Here is a 17476-nt window from a genome sequence, read left to right as displayed (position 1 = left end):
TGGGCCGGGCACGAGCCAGGCCCTTGCTTTCCATGCCAAGGACTTCGCTTCGTTACCTTCTCGCCGCGGCGATGCTCGCCTCGGCGCCCCTCCAGGCCGCGACCTGCGACCTGGAGCGCGGTGGCCCGGGCTGTGATCTGGCCGCGCTCGATCGCCAGCTCCATTTGAACGACCTGCAGACCGTCGGTACGCACAACAGCTACAAGCAGGCGATGCCGCCGGCCGAACTGGCGGCGCACCGCGCGCTCGACGCGGCCGGCGCCGATGGCATCGATTACGCGCACCCGCCGCTGCCCGCTCAGCTCGACGAAGGCGCGCGCACCATCGAGCTCGACGTCTACTACGACCCGCAAGGCGGCCATTTCGCCCACCCGCCCGGCGCGCTGCGCAAAGGCTATGCCACGCCACCATGGCCACTGGAGCAGGCCGCGCAGATGCTGCGCCCGGGCTTCAAGGTGATGCACCTGGCCGATATCGATTTCCGCAGCAGCTGTCAGACGTTCGTTGTCTGCCTGACGCAGATCCGCGACTGGTCGCGCGCGCACCCGCGGCACGTGCCGATCATGATCCTGCTCAATGCGAAGGACGGCCACGGCGGCCCTGGCGCAGCCACGCCGATGCCGTTCGACGAGCGGGCGTTCGACGCGCTGGACGCCGAAGCGCGCGCGGTGTTCGCGCCTGCCGAACTCATCACGCCCGATGACGTGCAGGGCCGGCACGGCAGCCTGCGCGAGGCCGTGCGCGCCGGCGCATGGCCTGCACTGGGTGCCGCGCGCGGCAAGGTGTTCTTCGTGCTGGACGAAGACGCAGCCAAGGTGGCGCTGTACCGCGGCCGGCGCCGTTCGCTGGAGGGCCGCGTCATGTTCGTCAACACCGACGAATCCTCGCCGGCCGCCGCCTACCTCACGCTCAACGATCCGGTGCGCGACGGCGAGCGTATCCGTCGCGACGTGGCGGCGGGCTTCCTGGTGCGCACGCGTGCCGACGCCGATACCGCCGAAGCACGACGCAACGACACCACGCGACGCGAAGCGGCCTTTGCCGGCGGCGCGCAGTACGTTTCCACCGACTACATGCATCCGGACGCGCGCTTGGGCGACTATCGCGTGCGCCTGCCCGGCGGCGCGGTCGCGCGCTGCAATCCTGTCCGGCTTCCCGATTGCCATTCATCGCAAGGTTCCGCTACGCCATGAGCATCCGCTGGTTTCGCCGCCTGGTTCTCTCCTTCGCCTGCATGCTGCTCCCCGCCGCCACCCTTTACGCGGCGGAAGCGGAGAAACCCGACGTGGTGCTGCGCGGCGAGTTGAGCGGCAAGGACAACCAGACCTACCGCATGCTGCCCTTCGTGGTGCCGGCCGGCGTCACCCGCATCACCGTGCAGTTCGACTACAGCGGCCGCGAAGAAAAGACCACGGTGGACCTGGGCCTGCTGGGTCCGGACGGCTTTCGCGGCCAGGACGGTTTCCGCGGCTGGAGCGGCGGCACCAAGAAACTGTTCACCGTGTCGGCCACGGATGCCACGCCGTCGTACCTGCCCGGCGCGATCCGGCCTGGCCGCTGGCAGCTGCTTTTGGGCATCCCGAATATTCGCAAGGACAGCCACGACAGCTACACCGCCAACATCTGGTTCGGCCATGCGAACGATCCCGCATGGGAACCGGCGGTGCTGCATCCGCCGCTGCGCCAGGAGGCCGGCTGGTACCGCGGCGATCTGCACATGCACACCGCGCACAGCGACGGCGGCTGCAAGAGCCAGGGCGGCCAGCGCGTGCCCTGCCCGCTGTTCTTCACCGTGCAGGCGGCGACGCAGCGCGGACTGGATTTCATCGCCATCACCGACCACAACACCGTCTCGCATGCCAATGCCATGCGCGAGCTGCAACCGTATTTCGACAAGCTGCTGCTGATTCCCGGCCGCGAGATCACCACGTTCACCGGCCACGCCAATCTGTTCGGCACGACGGCGTCGGTGGACTTCCGCGTGGGCAGCAAGGACGTGCCGGACTGGAATGCGCTGCTGAAGGCGATCGCGCCGCTGCATGGCGTCATTTCCATCAACCATGCGATCCGCCCCAGCGGCGAGGTGTGCATGGGCTGCGGCTGGGTCGCACAGCCGCCGGCGGACCTCGGTCTGGTGCAGGCGATCGAGGCCGTCAACGGCAGCGATGCGGGTACGGCGATTTCCGGCCTGCCGTTCTGGGAATCGCAGCTGGCCAAGGGCTATCGCCTCACCGCGATCGGCGGCAGCGACAACCACGAAGCGTTCCAGAACGAGCAGCGCGTCGGCACCAATCCGACCGGCGTGCCCGCCACCGTGGTGTATGCGCGCGAGCTGTCGATGCCGGCGATCCTCGATGGCATCCGCGCCGGCCACGTATTCGTCGACACGGAAGGCAGCCGGGATCGCCTGCTGGAGCTGAGCGGCGAAGCGAATGGCGCGAAGGCGATCATGGGCGATGCCCTGCATGTACCCGCGGACGCCTCCGCCTCGTTCGAGGCGCATATCGCCCACGCCAAGGGCGCCACGCTTGCCGTGCTGCTCGACGGCAAGCCGTTGGCGACAGCGGTCGACGCGCGGATCGAAATGGACGACCTGCGCCGCGCCTTCACCTGGCACAGCGACGGCAAGCCGCACTGGCTGCGCGTCGAAGTACGCGACGCGGCGGGCAAGCCGCTGCTGGTGGGGAATCCGATCTATCTGAATCCTTTGCGATAGCGCAGCTTCCGCGCGCCATGCGGCCGAGCCGCCCTTGGCAACGCTGGAGCGGAGAGAAGGTGAGGCGGACACGGCTCCGTCGCAAGTTTTTGCCGCAAGTTTGACGTCAGTTCCGCGTGTTAGTTATGTGAAACACGCAGGAACTTGTCACCCCCATGACAGCTGCGTGATCCCCCGGTGACGGCATGGACGCCCTCTACGAGCTGCCCATGGCGTCGCTGCCATCGAAAACCAGCCGTAGGGAGAACGTGCCGTGGTTTCCAACCCGTCTGCTCAGAAGCACCCCTTTGTCCGCAATATCCTGGCGCTCGCCTGCGTCGCCGCGCTCGGTGCCGGTCCGGTGATGGCGCAGGATAAAGCGCCGTCGCAGGACGACGCTCAGAAGAAGGCAACCAACCTGGAGACCGTCACGGTCACGGGCAGCCGCATTTCGAACCCGAACATCATTTCACCCACGCCGATCAGCGTGATCAGCGCGGCCGACATCAAGGCCACCGGCGCGATCAATATCGGCGACCTGATGACCACGCTGCCGCAGCTGGCCACCACGTTCACGATGGGTAACTCCGGCCGCTTCATCGGCACTGCGGGCGTGGCCGAGCAGGATCTACGCAATCTGGGCACCAACCGCACTCTGGTGCTGGTCAACGGCCGCCGCTTCGTCGGCTCCAGCGCTGGCGACACCGGCGTGGACGTAAACCTGATTCCTGCCGACTGGGTCGAGCGCGTGGAGATCATCACCGGCGGAGCATCGGCGGTGTACGGCGCCGACGCCGTGTCGGGCGTGGTCAACTTCATTCTCAAGAAGAATTACAAGGGCGCCAACCTGCACGTGCAGTACGGCACCTCCGAGCACGGCGGCTTCGACAAGAAAATGATCTCGCTGACCGGCGGGATGAATTTTGCGCAGGACCGCGGCAATGTCGCCGTGTCCGTCGAGCACAGCAACCAGGACCAACTCTGGCTCCGCGACGTATACGGCCATCAGGCTTACGCCACCATCAAGACGCCGAACGGCCCGACCGACACCGCCCTGTTCCCCAACGCTGGCAGCTACACCATCACCGATGGCGGCACGTTCTCGCTGGGCTCGTCAACCGACGTTTCCAAGCGCTACGTGTTCGATCCCGATGGCAGCGTGCGCAAGCAGCGCTTCGGCGGCATCTACGACAACACCGGGCGCTGTTCCGATTGCGATCGTCTGGATGCCAACCACATCGCCCAGCTGGAGCCACGCTACGGCCGCACCACCCTCAGCACCGTGGCAAGCTTCAACATCACGCCGGAGCACCAGCTCTACGCCGAAGGCACCTACAGCCATGTCGACGTGAAGAGCTACGGCCAGCCCGCGTTCGGCAGCGGCGGCAGTGCGTACATCATCACCCGCGACAATGCCTTCATCTCGCCTGGCCTAGCGGCACTGATGGACGCCAACGGCAAGAAGAGCATCCGCGTGGCCCGCTTCGACGTGGACGCCGGACTGCGCGGCGAAGACACCAAACGCAACACTACCCGAGGCGTGATCGGCGCCAAGGGCGTGATCACCGGCGATTGGGAATACGATGCTTCGGTGAACTATGGCGTCACCGATGAGACCCGCCACAACCTCAACAATCGCATCAACGATCGTTTCTATGCGTCGATCGACGCAGTTCGCGACAGTAAAGGCAATATCGTTTGCCGTTCCACGCTGAACCCGAACGCGATCAATCCGAACGCAGGCGGTCCGCTCGATCCGATCGCACTGGGCGGCGGCTGCGTGCCGACCAGTATCTTCGGCGCCGGCGCGATCAATCCCGCCGCTGCCGCGTGGTTCAACACCACTACCACGACCACCTCGCGCCTGACCCAGTTCGTGGGCGGCGGCTCGGTGACCAACAACAACCTGTTCCAGATGCCTTTCGAGGCGGGCGCGGCAAGCGTCGCCGCAGGCGTTGAGTTCCGCCGCGAGACCAGCCGCCAGGTCACCGACCCGCTGGACGTGTCCGGCCTGACCTTCCTCAATGCGATCCCGCCCTCCAGCGGAGCGTACGACGTGAAGGAAGGTTACGTGGAAACCGCGCTGCCGCTGCTGACCGGCCGGCCGTTCGCGCAGAGCCTCACCTTCGACGCGGCCGCGCGTTTCTCGGACTACAGCACCGTCGGCCACACCAAAGCCTGGCGCTGGGGCCTGGACTGGGCGATCGACAATAACATCCGCCTGCGCGGAACGGTGTCCAGTGCGGTGCGCGCGCCTAACATCGGCGAACTGTATAGCGGCCAGTCGCAGAACTTCTTCAGTATCACCGATCCCTGTTCGGTGCTGCAGCTGAAGAACGCGCCGAATCCCCAGGTGCGCGCGGCCAACTGCCTGGCGCTGGGTATCCCCGCCGGCTGGCAGTCCAGCAATGGCGCGACCATCGACGGGGTATCCGGCAGCAACCCGAACCTCAAGGCCGAGGTGGGTCGCACCTGGACCGCCGGCTTCGTGTTCACGCCTGAATTCCTGAGTGGCTTCGGCCTGACCGCCGACTATTGGAACATCAAGCTGACCGATGCGATCTCCGCCCCGAGCGGTTCCGATACCGCCAACCATTGCGTGGATTCAACCACCGGCATCGGCAACGTGTACTGCCAGAACGCACTGCGCGATCCGGATACGCACGAGCTGACCTTCATCCGCTCGATCAACCAGAACATCTCTTCGCTCAGTACCTCTGGCGTGGATCTCGGCGCGTATTACTCGCATCCGCTGTTCGGCGGCAAGATGAACTGGGCGATCGATGCGACCAAGGTAATCGCCTACACCGAGCACCCGTTCCAGGACGATCCGAGCAATGCCGTGCAGGACAACGGCACGCTGGGCTATCCCAAGTGGAAGGCCTCGCTGCGCGCGACCTACACGCTCAACGATTGGATCTTCAATTGGAATGCGCGCTACTTCTCCTCGATGCTGCGTGTCAGCAATGAGAGCTATCAGTCGAACCCACGCCAAACCACGCCGATCCGCGCCAGCTCGGGCTTTTTCAACGACGTGAAGGCCAGTTACACCTTCGGCAAGAGCGGCCTGCAGGCTTACCTTGGTATCACCAATGTGTTTGACCGCAAGCCACCGGTGAACCTGTTCGGAACGGGCTTCGGTTCGGCGCTGTACGATGCGCTCGGTCGCAGCTATTACGCGGGCATCAATTACAACTTCTGAGCACGCGCGGTTCGCCGCATTCGACAAGGGCCGGGTTCTCCCGGCCCTTTTTTATGGGCTAGCGCCCGGCCGGTGCGCGCGCCAGCGCCCACACGTCCACCCGCTTCACGCCGGCGCGCTTGAGTACGCGCGCGCATTCGGCCAGCGTGGCGCCGGTGGTCATCACGTCGTCAAGCAGGGCGACATGGGCCGGCAAGGCGATGCCGGATCGCAGGCGGAACGCGCCGCGGACGTTGCGGCGGCGGGCGGCGCGGTCCAGTTCGGTCTGGGCGGAGGTGTCACGCTCGCGGCTCAGCGGATCGAAGCGACAAGGTATGCCCAGCGCCCGGGCCAGCGGGCGCGCCAGTTCCAGTGCCTGGTTGTAGCCGCGCCGGCGCAGGCGGGCGCGATGCAGCGGCACCGGCACGATCAGTTCGGGGAGTTCCGCCGGCGCGGGTTCGCGCAGCCAAAGCGTGGCGAGCGAGCGCCCGGCGGCGAGGCTCTCGGCGAACTTGAAGCGGGTTTCCAGCCGGTCCAGCGGCCAGCCGTAGCGGAAGGGCGCCCAGGCGGCATCCCATGGCGGCTCGCGGCGCAGGCATTCGCCGCAGCGCTCGGCGGCGACCGGCAGCGGCAGGGCGCAGCGCGCGCAGCAGCGGCGGTTGCGCGGCAGGTCGCGCGCGCATGCCTCACATACATCCAGGCCTTGTCCGCCCGGCGCACCACACAGCAGGCAGCGCCACGGCAGCAGCAGGCCGTGCAGGCCGGCGCCAAGCAAACGGAAGGGCGCATCCATGCGCATGGGCAGTGCCCTCAGCTCTTGGGTTTGAACATCGCCGCGTCGAGGATGGACCACAGGTGGATGATCCAGCCCAGCCACACGATCCACAGCACGCCGGCCAGCACGAACATCACGATGGCGATCAGCAGGCGCCCCTGCACCAGCTGGCCAAGGCCGGGGATGAAGAAACTGCAGATGGCTGCCAGGACGTTGCCGGTGCTGCCTTGTCCGGTGGTCATGCGATGGCTCCGGGAGGGGCGAATGGCACTGATCGTAGCGCAGCCATACGTACCCGCATCGTCAACCTTATGACCATCTTCATGGTTGACAGACGGCACGACGCTGCCAGACTGTCGCCCTTTCTCGCCAGAGCCATCCCCATGACTCAAGCCCTCCGCCACGACTGGACCCGCGACGAGGTCGCCGCGCTGTTCGCGCTGCCGTTCAACGAACTGCTGCATAGCGCCCACACGGTGCACCGCGAGCATCACGATCCCAACGCCGTGCAGATCTCGACGCTGCTCTCCATCAAGACCGGCGGCTGCCCCGAGGATTGCGCCTACTGCTCTCAGGCCGCCCGCTACGACACCGGCGTGCAGGCGCAAAAGCTGATGGAGGTGGAGGCCGTGGTCGAGCGCGCGCGTGCCGCCAAGCAGGCCGGCGCCAGCCGTTTCTGCATGGGCGCCGCGTGGCGCAGCCCGAAAGACCGCGATGTCGCCAAGGTGGCCGAGATGGTCACCGCGGTGAAAGCGCTCGGCATGGAAACCTGCGTGACGCTGGGCATGCTCAGCGGCGGTCAGGCGCAGACGCTCAAGCAGGCTGGCCTGGACTACTACAACCACAATCTGGACACGGCACCGGAGTTCTACGGCCAGATCATCCATACCCGGCAATTCCAGGATCGCCTGGACACGCTGGAGAACGTGCGCGCGGCGGGCCTCAAGACCTGCTGCGGCGGCATCGTCGGCATGGGCGAGACACGCTCGCAGCGCGCCAGCCTGCTGCACACGCTGGCCACCTTGCCCGAGCATCCGCAGTCGGTGCCGGTCAACCAGCTGATCGCGATTCCCGGCACGCCGCTGGAAGGCCGCGAGCCGATCGATCCGTTCGAGTTCGTCCGCACCGTCGCGGTCGCGCGCATCCTGATGCCGGCCTCGGTAGTGCGCCTGTCCGCCGGGCGCCAGCAGATGGACGATGCATTGCAGGCGCTGTGTTTCTTCGCCGGTGCCAACTCGATCTTCTACGGCGAGAAGCTGCTTACCACCGGCAACCCGGATGTGGCTCATGACCGCGAGCTGTTCGAGCGGCTGGATCTGCGCCCGCTGGAGCTGGTGGAGGAACAGGCCAGCGCGCACGCGGATCTGTTCGAGTCGACGGCAGCAGCCGGAGGTTGCGGCTCGGGCTGCGGCTGCGGCGTGGCGGCCTGACGGTTTCGGGCCGATCCGGCCCGGCTTCCCATGTCACGCCCGTCCCTTTCCGCACGGCTGATCCAGTCGACGCACGACCGCGCGCAGGCCGGCCTGCTGCGCCGGCTGCGCACGGTCGAGCATGTCGAAGGCCCGTGGCTGGAAAGCGGCGGCCGACGCCTGCTCGGCTTCAGCGGCAACGACTACCTCGGCCTGGCCCAGCACCCGCAGGTGATCGCCGCGTTCAAGCGCACGGCCGACGATGAAGGCGTGGGCAGCACGGCCGCGCACCTCATCTGCGGCCATCGCGCCGAACACGCGGCCTTGGAAGAAGCGCTGGCCGACTGGACCGGCCGCGAGCGCGTGCTGCTGTTTTCCACCGGCTACATGGCCAACCTCGGCGTGATGCAAGCGCTGCTGCGCGGCGGCGACGTGTGCGTGCAGGACAAGCTCAATCACGCCTGCCTGCTCGATGGCGCCACGCTGGCGGGCGCGGAACTCAAGCGTTATCCGCACGGTGACGTGGATGGCGCCGCGCGTCAGCTCGGCAGCCGCGCGGAAGCCGGCGCGCTGCTCGCTACCGATGGCGTCTTCAGCATGGATGGGGACCTCGCCCCGCTGCGCGAGCTGGCGCATCTGTGCGAGCGCGAAGACGCCACGCTGATGGTCGACGACGCGCACGGCCTGGGCGTCCTCGGCGAAGACGGCGCCGGCAGCTTGAGCATGCTCGACCTCGGCCAGCGCGATGTCCCCGTGCTGATGGCCACGCTGGGCAAGGCGCTGGGTTGCCACGGCGCCTTCGTCGCCGGCGCCGCCGGCCTGATCGAAGGCCTGCTGCAATGCGCGCGCACTTATGTCTACACCACCGCGATGCCGCCGGCGGTCGCCGCCGCCGCGCTGGCCGCGGTGCGGATCGCGCGCGCGGAAACCTGGCGGCGCGAGAAGCTCGCCGCGCTGATCCGCCGCTTCCGCGCCGGCGCCGGCGAGCTGGGCTTGCCATTGATGCCCTCGGATACCGCCATCCAGCCGCTGCTGCTGGGCGATGCCCCTCTCGTGATGGCCGCTGCCGGGGCTTTGGAGGAGTGCGGCCTGCTGGTCGGCGCGATCCGCCCGCCCACCGTGCCGGCGGGCAAGGCGCGGCTGCGCATCACCCTGTCGGCCGCTCACGAGGAAGAGCACGTGGACCTGCTGCTGGAAGCGCTCAGCGGTCTGGTAGCGGGCGGCATCGGCACCCCGCCCGTATAATGGCGCGCTTGCCGCAGCCGTCCCCATGTCGATCGTCAATCTTTCCGCCTACAAGTTCATCAGCCTGGACGATCCTCCCGGGCTGCGCGAACGCATGCTCGAACGCTGCCATGCGCTGGCGCTGAAGGGCACGATCCTGTTGGCGCCCGAAGGCATCAATCTGTTTCTGGCCGGATCGCGCGAGGCGGTGGATGCGTTCATGGCGTGGCTGCGCGAGGACGCGCGCTTCGCCGACATGGTGCCGAAGGAGTCGCTTTCCGATGGCGTGCCGTTCGGTCGCATGCGCGTACGCCTGAAGAAGGAAATCATCACCATGCGCATGCCGACGATCCGGCCTGAAGGCGGCCGTGCGCCGGCGGTCGCGCCGGCTACGCTGCGCCGCTGGCTGGCGCAGGGCCGCGACGATGAAGGTCGCGAGCTGGTGCTGCTGGACACGCGCAACGATTACGAGACCGATGTGGGCCTGTTCGAAAGCGCCGTGGATTACCGCATCGCCAGCTTCACCGAATTCCCCGCTGCCGTCGCCGCGGACCGCGCGCGCTTCGAAGGCCGCACCGTGGTGTCTTACTGCACCGGCGGCATCCGCTGCGAAAAGGCCGCGCTGCACATGCAGGACCTGGGCATCGAACGCGTCTTCCAGCTGGAAGGCGGGATTCTGAAATATTTCGAGGAAACCGACGGCGCGCATTGGCGCGGCGACTGTTTCGTGTTCGACGAGCGCGGCGCGGTGGACAAGACGCTGCTGCCGGCCGCACTTCCCGACGGAGAGCCCGAGGCATGAGCCTGTACGTCGAAACGCGCGGCAACGGCCCCGTGCCGGTCGTGATGCTGCACGGCTGGGCCATGCATGGCGGCGTGATGGCGCCGCTGGCGCAAGCGCTGGAGGAGCGCTGCACCGTTTATGTGGTCGATCTGCCGGGACACGGCTACTCGCGCGATTGCGGCGTGCCGCTGGAGCCCTCGGCCTGTGCCGCGGCAATCGCCGCGGCGACGCCGCCGGCGCTGTGGCTTGGCTGGTCGCTGGGCGGGCTGATCGCCTTGACCGCGGCGCTGGATCGGCCGCGCCACGTGCGCGGCCTGGCCATGTTGTGCGCCACGCCGAAGTTCGTGCGCGACGGTGCCTGGCCTTACGGCAACGACGCCGCCCTGGTGCATCAGCTGGCGACCGACCTGGAAACCGACTACCACGCGACGCTGGAACGCTTCCTCGCGCTGGAAGCGATGGGCAGTCCGAACCCGCGCGCCGAACTGCGTCACCTGCGCACGTTGACCTTCGATCGCGGCGAGCCGGATTTGCGCATCCTGCAGGAAGGCATCCGCATCCTCGAAGAGGCCGATCGCCGCGCGGCCTTGCCCGACCTGGCCGTGCCCAGCGCGTGGATGGCCGGCCGCCGCGACCGCCTGGTGCATCCGCAGGCCATGCAATGGTCCGCCGCGCAGTGCGGTGGCCGTTTCAGCGAGATCGAACGCGCCGGCCATGCGCCCTTCATCGGCTATGCCGACGCCGTGGCCCAGGCCCTTTCCCCGCTGCTGGATACCTGGCGATGAGCGAGTTCCATATCGACAAGCGCCAGGTGCGCCGCAATTTCGGCCGCGCCGCCCGCACCTACGAGCAACACGACGCGCTGCAGCGCGAGGTGCAGACCACGCTGCTGGAGCGTCTGGACTTCTATCTGGAAACGCCCGAGCGGGTCATCGATGTCGGCGCCGGCACCGGCCGCGGCAGCGCGCTGCTCAAGAAGCGCTATGGCAAGGCGCAGGTCATCGCCATGGACCTGGCGCTGCCGATGCTGCGCGCGGCCAGGCAGCATGCCAGCTGGCTCAAGCCGTTCCAGCGCGTATGCGCCGAAGCCACGGCGCTGCCGTTGCCGGACCACAGCGTGGATGTGTTGCATTCGAACCTGTGCTTTCAGTGGATCGACGATCTCGGCGCGCTGTTCGGCGAATGCGTGCGCGTGCTCAAGCCCGGTGGCCTCCTGGTGTTTTCCACCTTCGGCCCGGACACGCTCAAGGAGCTGCGCGCCGCCTGGGCCAGCGCCGACCGCCAGCCGCACGTGAGCCGTTTCCTGGACATGCATGACCTGGGCGACGCGATGATCGCCGCCGGCTTGCGCGACCCGGTGCTGGACGTGGACCGCTACACCCTCACCTACAGCGAGCCGCGCCTCTTGCTCAAGGAACTGCGGGGCCTGGGCGCGACCAATGCCGACACCACGCGTGAGCGCGGCCTCACCGGCAAGCGGCACTACCGCCAGATGCTGGAGGCCTACGAAGCGATGCGCGTCGACGGACGCATTCCCGCTACCTGGGAAGTGGTGACCGCGCACGCATGGGGCCCTGCGTCCGGCCAGTCACGCCGCATGAAGGGCGGCGGCGAGATCGCCAGCTTCTCGGTGGACAGCCTGCGCGGTTCGCGGCGGCGCTAAAAAGCGCGCCGCGCCGCCCACCAGCGATAACCCATGCCACCGGCAAGCATCGCCGGCACGAAGTACAGCGCCTCGCGCAGGCCGCTACCGAATCCGACCAGCGCCGGCCCCGGGCAGTAGCCGGCCAGCCCCCAGCCCACGCCGAACATGGCGGTCCCCAGTATCAGCCTGGCATCGATCGCGCGCTTCGCAGGCAAGTGGAATGCATCGTCCAGAACCGGACGCGGACGCCACAGCACGAGCCGGAAACCGGCCGTGGCCACGCCCACCGCTCCGGCCAGCACGAAGATCAGCGTCGGGTCGAACGCACCAGCCACGTCCAGGAAGCCCAGGACGACGCGCGGATCATTCATACGCGACATCACCAAACCGAGTCCGAACAGCGAGCCGGCGACGAGGGCGGCGAACCAGCGGGCCATCATCTGGCTGCTCCCAGCACGTGCCGCACGACATACACCGTGGCGAACGCCGTCGCCATGAATATGAGTACCGCGACCAGCGAACGCGCGGACCGGCGCGCCAGCCCGCACACCCCATGCCCGCTGGTGCAACCGCCACCCATCGCGGTACCGATGCCGACCATCAGGCCGGCCGCCACCAGCCATAGCGGCGGAAACCCTTCCCGCGATGACACCTGCGGGATGGCGCGAAAAGCGAGGCCACCCGCCCCGAGCAAACCCAGCAGGAATGCAATCCGCCAGCCGCGTGCGCCTGGCTCCGGCATCGACAGCCCGAAGGCGATACCGCTGATGCCGGCGATGCGCCCGTTGAGCCATAGCAGCAATGTGGACGCCACGCCGATCAATGCTCCGCCGGCCAGAGCGGAAAGCCATGCACTCATGGCTTGGCTCCGAAACGGTTGAGCGGCAAGCGCAGGTAACGCACGCCATCGGCTTCCATCGGCGGCAGGCGGCCGCCGCGGATGTTGACCTGCAGGGCGGGCAGCAACAGTCGCGGCACCGGCAAGGTCGCATCGCGCGCGGTGCGCATCGCGACGTATGAAGCTTCGCTGGCGCCATCCTTTATGTGCACGTTGCCGCGGCGCTGCGCATCGATGCTGGTTTCCGGTTCCGGCGCGCGCGTGGCGGGCGGATAGTCGTGGCAGAGGAACAGGCGCGTGTCCGCCGGCAGCCCGAGGATCTTCTGGATCGAGGCATACAACCGCGCCGCATCGCCCCCCGGGAAATCGCACCGGGCGGTGCCCATCTCTGGCGCGAAGATGGTGTCGCCGACGAAGGCGGCGTCCCCGATCAGATAGGTGAGGCTGTCGTCGGTATGGCCCGGCGTCGCTATGACGCGGATCTCCATTACGCCGACGTGGAGCGTGTCGCCGTCGCGCAGCAGGCGATCGAACTGGCGGCCGTCCGGCACGAATTCATCGCCCAGGCCAAACAGTGTCTTGAAGCGCGCCTGTACGCCGGTAATGCCTTCGCCGATCGCCAGTCGCGCGCCGAGCGCGTCGCGCAGATGGTCGCCCGCGCTCAGGTGATCGGCGTGGGCGTGCGTTTCCAGAATCCATTCGACGGTGAGCCGGTGTTCGCTCACGTAGGCCAGCAGCGCATCGACCGAAGGCGTGGAGATGTGCGCGGCCGCCGCGTCGTAATCGAGCACCGGATCGATGACGACCGCCGAGCGGCCCTCATGTACGACATAGGTGAACGTGCAGGTATCGGCGTGAAAGAACGCCTTGACCTCGGGACGGATCGGTTGATCGGTTGCGGACATCGTGGAGCCTTGCGCCTTTGTTTAGATTTATCTAAATTAGATTCACCTAAAGCCTCAGTCAAGCCATGCCTGCCACCACGCCCCTCCACCTCCGGAAAACCGACATGGCTCGCATGTCCGGCCATGCGGAGGCGGCCGCCGGCCTGCTGAAGTCGCTGGCGCATCCCGCGCGCCTGCTGGTGCTGTGCCGGCTGGTGGAAGGCGAAGCGACCGTGTCGGAGCTGCAGACGCTGTCGGGCCTGTCGATGTCCGCTTTGTCGCAGCATTTGGCAGTGCTGCGAGAGGCAGCCCTGGTCGACACCCGCCGGCAGGCGCAAGCGGTGTATTACTCGCTGCGGTCCAGTCCCGCGCTCGGCGTGATGCAGGCCTTGCACGATGCCTATTGCGGCGGGCCGCGTCGCCGCTGAGGGCGACGCTCGGCTTTAAACCCTGGATCGATCAAGGGCATCCCTTTCCGGGTGGGTTCACTCCCGTGGGAAAGGCCGCACGACATGAACAGACTGCTCTCGCTCTGGCCGCTGCTGGCGGCCGCGGCGCTGTATCCGGCTGCCGCATCGGCCGCCACCACGGCATCGGATCGGCTGGTCGGCGTCGGCGGCTATGCGCTGCATTTCCACATCGTCGAAGGTCAGGGCCTGCCGATCCTGTTCGAAACCGGCGGCGGCGACGACGCGACCGTCTGGAACGACTTGCTGCCGGCGGTCGCCGAGGTGACTGGGGCGACGCTGATCGCCTACGACCGGCCGGGGTTCGGCCAGAGCGGCCTCGATCCCCGTCGGCCACGCATGCTCGACAACATCGCGGCGCTGGAGACGGGCCTGCAGCGTCTGGGCTACGACGGCAAGGTAATCCTGGTCGGGCATTCGCTGGGCGGCTTCTTCGCCACGCTGTATGCGGCCCGCCATCCCGACCGCGTGCAGGGCGCCGTGATGATCGACGCCAATGTCGCCTGTTACTTCACCCCGGCCTTCATGGATGCCTTGCGCGCGGAAGACGAGCGCAAGCGCGCGACGTACAAGGAGACACGACCCGGCCTTTATTACCAGTCCCTGGAGTTCGCCCACAGCGTGGAACTGATGCGGGCGACGCCGTTCCCCGTGCAGGTGCCGGTCATCGACATCGTCGCGGAGGAAACCTTTCCCGGGCAGGCCGACGAAGCGCGCTGGCAGACCTGCCATCGCAGTTTCGCTGCGGCCGCGGACAACCGCGAAAGCATCGTCGCCCATGGCAGCGCGCATTACGTCTACAAGGCGAATCCGTCGCTGGTCGTCAACGCCATTGCGAAGATGTATGCCTCCACGCTGGATGAAAAAGCGCGGCAGGCCCTGCTGGAACGCAGCTTTGCCTACAACCTCGACGCGGCCGACCAGGCCTTGCAGCGCGAGAGCAAGCGGCGCCATTCGGAGAACGATCTCAATACCTGGGGTTATCAGCTGCTGGCCGGCGGCGACAAGCGGATCGCCGTCGACGTATTCCAGCTCGCCGCGGCGCTCTATCCCGGCAGCGCCAATGTCTACGACAGCCTTGCCGAAGGCTACGAGGCGATCGGTGACAAGGCACAGGCCATCACCAACTACCGGCATTCGCTGCAGCTCAATCCGGCCAACCAGCACGCCAGGCAGCGGCTGCAGGCGCTGGAGCCGGAACGAGGATGATCACTTCCCGGAAGGGTGGCGGAAACAGCCCACGATGTGGTCGTCCACCATGCCGGTGGCCTGCATGAAGGCGTAGCAGATGGTGGTGCCGACGAAGCGGAAGCCGCGCTTCTTCAGGTCCTTGCTCATGCCGTCGGACGTGGGCGTGCTCGCGGGCACCTGGCCGCGATCACGCCAGCGGTTCTTCACCGGCTCGCCACCGACGAATGACCACAGATGCACGTCGAGGCTGCCGGTTTCGTCCATCAGCTTGAGCGCCGCCTGCGCATTGCCGCGCGTGGCCGAAAGCTTGAGGCGATTGCGCACAATGCCCGGATCGAGCATGAGTTTTTCCAGCTCGCGATCCTTCATTGCGGCCACGCGCTCGATCTCAAAGCCGTGAAACACCTCGCGATAGCGCTCGCGCTTGGCCAGCACCGTGCGCCAGGACAGGCCGGCCTGCGCGCCTTCCAGAATCAGGCACTCGAACAGCGCACGGTCGTCGTGCACCGGTACGCCCCATTCGGTGTCGTGGTATTCGCGTTCGATATCGCTGCCGTTGGCCCAGGCGCAGCGATGGAGGTGGTCGGCCATGCGTCGTGCCTCCGTATAAAGGCACTCAGCATAGCGGGATCGAGCGGGCCGCCGCGCACCAGGACGCGGCGGCCCGCTCACCCACTCAGATCGTGATCGCCTCGCGCCGCCGCTGGCGCATATGGTTGAGCACCAGCACGACCACCAGCAGCACCAGCGCCACGGCGAAGATGCCGATGCCAAGGTTGTCGCCGCGCAGCCCGCTGGCGTAGGCGGCGGGCAGTTGGCCGCCGTTGTCTTCGAGGTTTACCGCGGACATCCCGGTGTAATGCATGCCGCACACCGCCACGCCCATCACCAGCGCGCTGCCGATCATCTGTGCCATGCCGCGCAGGTTGAAAGCCAGCCACAACGCGACGATCGAGGCGACCACCGCGATCAGCACGGAAGTGGCCACGATGCTCACGTCGTAGGTGATGAAGGCGCCCATCAGCACCGCCGCCATGCCCAGGTAATGCATGCCCGCCACGCCCAGGCCCATGCAGACACCGGCGGCCACCAGCTTCGGCCAGTTGAAGGCGCCGCTGCCGGCGATGGCGAGCCCCGCCGAACACGCCGCGAAGGCAAGCACCGCCGATAAGGCGGTGCGCGCCAGGTCGTAGGTCACCGGCATGCCCATATCGCAGGCGAGCATCGCGATGAAGTGCATCGCCCAGATCGCGCCCACGCCCATCGCGGCGCCCGCGGCGAGGATCGCCATCGTGCGCTGGCGTCCCTGCGCCATCGGGATGCCCACCGCCAGTTGCAGCGCGGTGTACGAACCGAGCACCGAAATCAGATACGAAAGAATGACCAGCAACCAGTTGTAGCTCTGATGCGCAGCCATGGCGCTTCTCCTAGTGTCGCGTGAAAAATGAAGAACACTTCGCCGCCGGCGCGATGCGCCGGTCCGTCCCTGCCATGGACCCGGCCGCCGGGTGCGCCGGACCCCCTGTCGTACTCGGTCGTACCTGTCGAACTCAGTGCGAGATTTCGAGAATGCAGCTCGCCGCGCCGCTGCTGCGGCAGAACAGGCTGCGTACGAACACGGTCTGCGGTGCTACCGATCCCCCCAGCACCCCTTCGAGATAGCCGCTGAAGAAGCGGCAGCCGGAATGGCTGCCGGGCGAACACAGCGGGCTGTTCTGGATATGCAGCTGGCCGTCACGCCAATCGACGGTGGCCAGTTCGCGCATGGCCGGCACGGCGATGCGCTTGATCGCGTCGACCAGGCCGAGCTTGGCGCCCATGGCGTAGTCGCGTTTGAAGACCCATGCTCCGGTACGACGCCCCGCGAGCAGCAGGGAAGCCTCGCGCGCCTCGGGCGCGACGGCATGCTCCAGGCTGCGCAACCACGGATAGATCTTCGGGTAATCGCGCGCCAGCTGCGGCAGCGTGCTCTCGACCTGATTCACGTCAGGACCGGCCGAAGGCGTAGTCGCTGGCGGCGCCATGGTCGCGGCCGGTGCGGGCCGCGGCGCGGCCTGCATGGCCGGCGCCGGTGCGGATCCACCTTCGGAAAGACTGGCCTCGAAACTCAGCACGCGGCTATGCGTGGCGAGCGCTTCCTCGAGCGCGAGCTGCCGCTCGCCTGGACCGCGCACGATCATGGTCAGCCACGCACCGCGGCTGTCTTGCGACAAGCGTTGACGTAACAGCGTATAGCCGTTGGCGACCACCACGCGGCCGAGTTCCACCAGCAATCCTTCGCGGCGGTCCGACAGGACCTGCACCTCCAGCTCGATCATTCGTCCCCCTGTGGTCGATGCTGGTTTTTATTGTGAACGGCAACATGCGGCATGCGGCTGCATCA

The 17476-nt window shown here is 67.2% G+C and carries 18 protein-coding genes; 10 read left to right on the top strand and 8 right to left on the bottom strand.

Annotated elements, in window-relative coordinates; translation table 11 throughout:
- The first annotated feature begins 32 nt into the window (after positions 1-32).
- The 3 genes from ACNR9O_RS21705 to ACNR9O_RS21695 all read left to right on the top strand — a co-directional run bounded on the left by ACNR9O_RS21705 (position 33) and on the right by ACNR9O_RS21695 (position 5897).
- On the top strand, positions 33-1193 hold the full coding sequence (locus tag ACNR9O_RS21705) for a phosphatidylinositol-specific phospholipase C1-like protein (RefSeq protein WP_473684843.1): 1161 nt from the start codon (positions 33-35) through the stop codon (positions 1191-1193).
- Complete coding sequence (locus ACNR9O_RS21700) at positions 1190-2716, top strand: CehA/McbA family metallohydrolase (protein ID WP_473684845.1); 1527 nt, start codon at positions 1190-1192, stop codon at positions 2714-2716. The genes ACNR9O_RS21705 and ACNR9O_RS21700 overlap by 4 nt, the downstream gene beginning before the upstream one ends.
- 253 nt (positions 2717-2969) lie before the next feature.
- A complete protein-coding gene (locus tag ACNR9O_RS21695) occupies positions 2970-5897 on the top strand; it encodes a TonB-dependent receptor plug domain-containing protein (RefSeq protein WP_473684847.1) in 2928 nt (975 codons plus the stop codon).
- 58 nt (positions 5898-5955) lie between these two features.
- Here the strand turns inward: ACNR9O_RS21695 and ACNR9O_RS21690 are convergent, their stop codons facing one another.
- Together ACNR9O_RS21690 and ACNR9O_RS21685 are read right to left on the bottom strand one after the other, a co-directional pair.
- A complete protein-coding gene (locus ACNR9O_RS21690; protein WP_473700832.1) occupies positions 5956-6669 on the bottom strand; it encodes a double zinc ribbon domain-containing protein in 714 nt (237 codons plus the stop codon).
- Positions 6670-6686: 17 nt separating this feature from the next.
- Positions 6687-6893, bottom strand: coding sequence for a hypothetical protein (locus tag ACNR9O_RS21685; RefSeq protein WP_473684851.1), 207 nt, complete (start codon positions 6891-6893; stop codon positions 6687-6689).
- Between the two features lie 141 nt (positions 6894-7034).
- Between ACNR9O_RS21685 and bioB the strand changes: the two genes are divergently transcribed.
- From bioB to bioC, 5 genes are read left to right on the top strand one after another with little or no spacing between them, the layout of a single operon-like run.
- Positions 7035-8081 carry a biotin synthase BioB gene (gene bioB, locus ACNR9O_RS21680; protein WP_473684853.1) on the top strand — a complete coding sequence of 349 codons (1047 nt, stop codon included), beginning with the start codon at positions 7035-7037 and terminating at the stop codon, positions 8079-8081.
- A gap of 30 nt (positions 8082-8111) precedes the next feature.
- Entirely contained in the window at positions 8112-9305 is a 1194-nt protein-coding gene (gene bioF / locus ACNR9O_RS21675) for an 8-amino-7-oxononanoate synthase (RefSeq protein WP_473684855.1), read from the top strand.
- A 25-nt stretch (positions 9306-9330) separates the two neighbouring features.
- Positions 9331-10086 carry a sulfurtransferase gene (locus ACNR9O_RS21670; protein ID WP_473684857.1) on the top strand — a complete coding sequence of 252 codons (756 nt, stop codon included), beginning with the start codon at positions 9331-9333 and terminating at the stop codon, positions 10084-10086.
- Complete coding sequence (gene bioH / locus ACNR9O_RS21665; RefSeq protein WP_473684859.1) at positions 10083-10853, top strand: pimeloyl-ACP methyl ester esterase BioH; 771 nt, start codon at positions 10083-10085, stop codon at positions 10851-10853. The genes ACNR9O_RS21670 and bioH overlap by 4 nt, the downstream gene beginning before the upstream one ends.
- A complete protein-coding gene (bioC, locus tag ACNR9O_RS21660; protein ID WP_473684861.1) occupies positions 10850-11731 on the top strand; it encodes a malonyl-ACP O-methyltransferase BioC in 882 nt (293 codons plus the stop codon). The genes bioH and bioC overlap by 4 nt, the downstream gene beginning before the upstream one ends.
- On the opposite strand, the gene ACNR9O_RS21655 is transcribed toward bioC, so the two are convergent.
- From ACNR9O_RS21655 to ACNR9O_RS21645, 3 genes are read right to left on the bottom strand one after another with little or no spacing between them, the layout of a single operon-like run.
- Complete coding sequence (locus ACNR9O_RS21655) at positions 11728-12153, bottom strand: DUF6691 family protein (RefSeq protein ID WP_473684863.1); 426 nt, start codon at positions 12151-12153, stop codon at positions 11728-11730. The two genes, bioC and ACNR9O_RS21655, sit on opposite strands and share 4 nt — an antisense overlap.
- Positions 12150-12572, bottom strand: a complete 423-nt coding sequence (locus ACNR9O_RS21650; RefSeq protein WP_473684865.1) for a YeeE/YedE family protein — start codon at positions 12570-12572, stop codon at positions 12150-12152. Before ACNR9O_RS21650 ends, ACNR9O_RS21655 begins: the two co-directional genes overlap by 4 nt.
- Positions 12569-13456: an MBL fold metallo-hydrolase gene (locus ACNR9O_RS21645; protein ID WP_473684867.1), complete on the bottom strand. Its 888-nt coding sequence runs from the start codon at positions 13454-13456 to the stop codon at positions 12569-12571. Before ACNR9O_RS21645 ends, ACNR9O_RS21650 begins: the two co-directional genes overlap by 4 nt.
- Before the next feature lie 104 nt (positions 13457-13560).
- On the opposite strand from ACNR9O_RS21645, the gene ACNR9O_RS21640 reads away from it, so the two are divergent.
- Both ACNR9O_RS21640 and ACNR9O_RS21635 read left to right on the top strand, forming a co-directional pair.
- A complete protein-coding gene (locus tag ACNR9O_RS21640; RefSeq protein WP_473684869.1) occupies positions 13561-13863 on the top strand; it encodes an ArsR/SmtB family transcription factor in 303 nt (100 codons plus the stop codon).
- A gap of 84 nt (positions 13864-13947) precedes the next feature.
- On the top strand, positions 13948-15111 hold the full coding sequence (locus ACNR9O_RS21635; protein WP_473684871.1) for an alpha/beta fold hydrolase: 1164 nt from the start codon (positions 13948-13950) through the stop codon (positions 15109-15111).
- Here the strand turns inward: ACNR9O_RS21635 and ACNR9O_RS21630 are convergent, their stop codons facing one another.
- The 3 genes from ACNR9O_RS21630 to ACNR9O_RS21620 all read right to left on the bottom strand — a co-directional run bounded on the left by ACNR9O_RS21630 (position 15112) and on the right by ACNR9O_RS21620 (position 17411).
- Positions 15112-15684: a DNA-3-methyladenine glycosylase I gene (locus tag ACNR9O_RS21630; RefSeq protein WP_473684873.1), complete on the bottom strand. Its 573-nt coding sequence runs from the start codon at positions 15682-15684 to the stop codon at positions 15112-15114. It abuts the gene before it with no gap.
- 85 nt (positions 15685-15769) lie between these two features.
- On the bottom strand, positions 15770-16510 hold the full coding sequence (locus ACNR9O_RS21625) for an MHYT domain-containing protein (protein WP_473684875.1): 741 nt from the start codon (positions 16508-16510) through the stop codon (positions 15770-15772).
- Positions 16511-16643: 133 nt separating this feature from the next.
- On the bottom strand, positions 16644-17411 hold the full coding sequence (locus ACNR9O_RS21620; protein WP_473684877.1) for a hypothetical protein: 768 nt from the start codon (positions 17409-17411) through the stop codon (positions 16644-16646).
- Positions 17412-17476 lie beyond the last annotated feature (65 nt).

This window comes from Dyella sp. CR10, assembly GCF_055814425.1.
The sequence above is the reverse complement of the archived record's forward strand: the minus strand, read 5'-3'. Positions and strand labels throughout refer to the sequence as shown.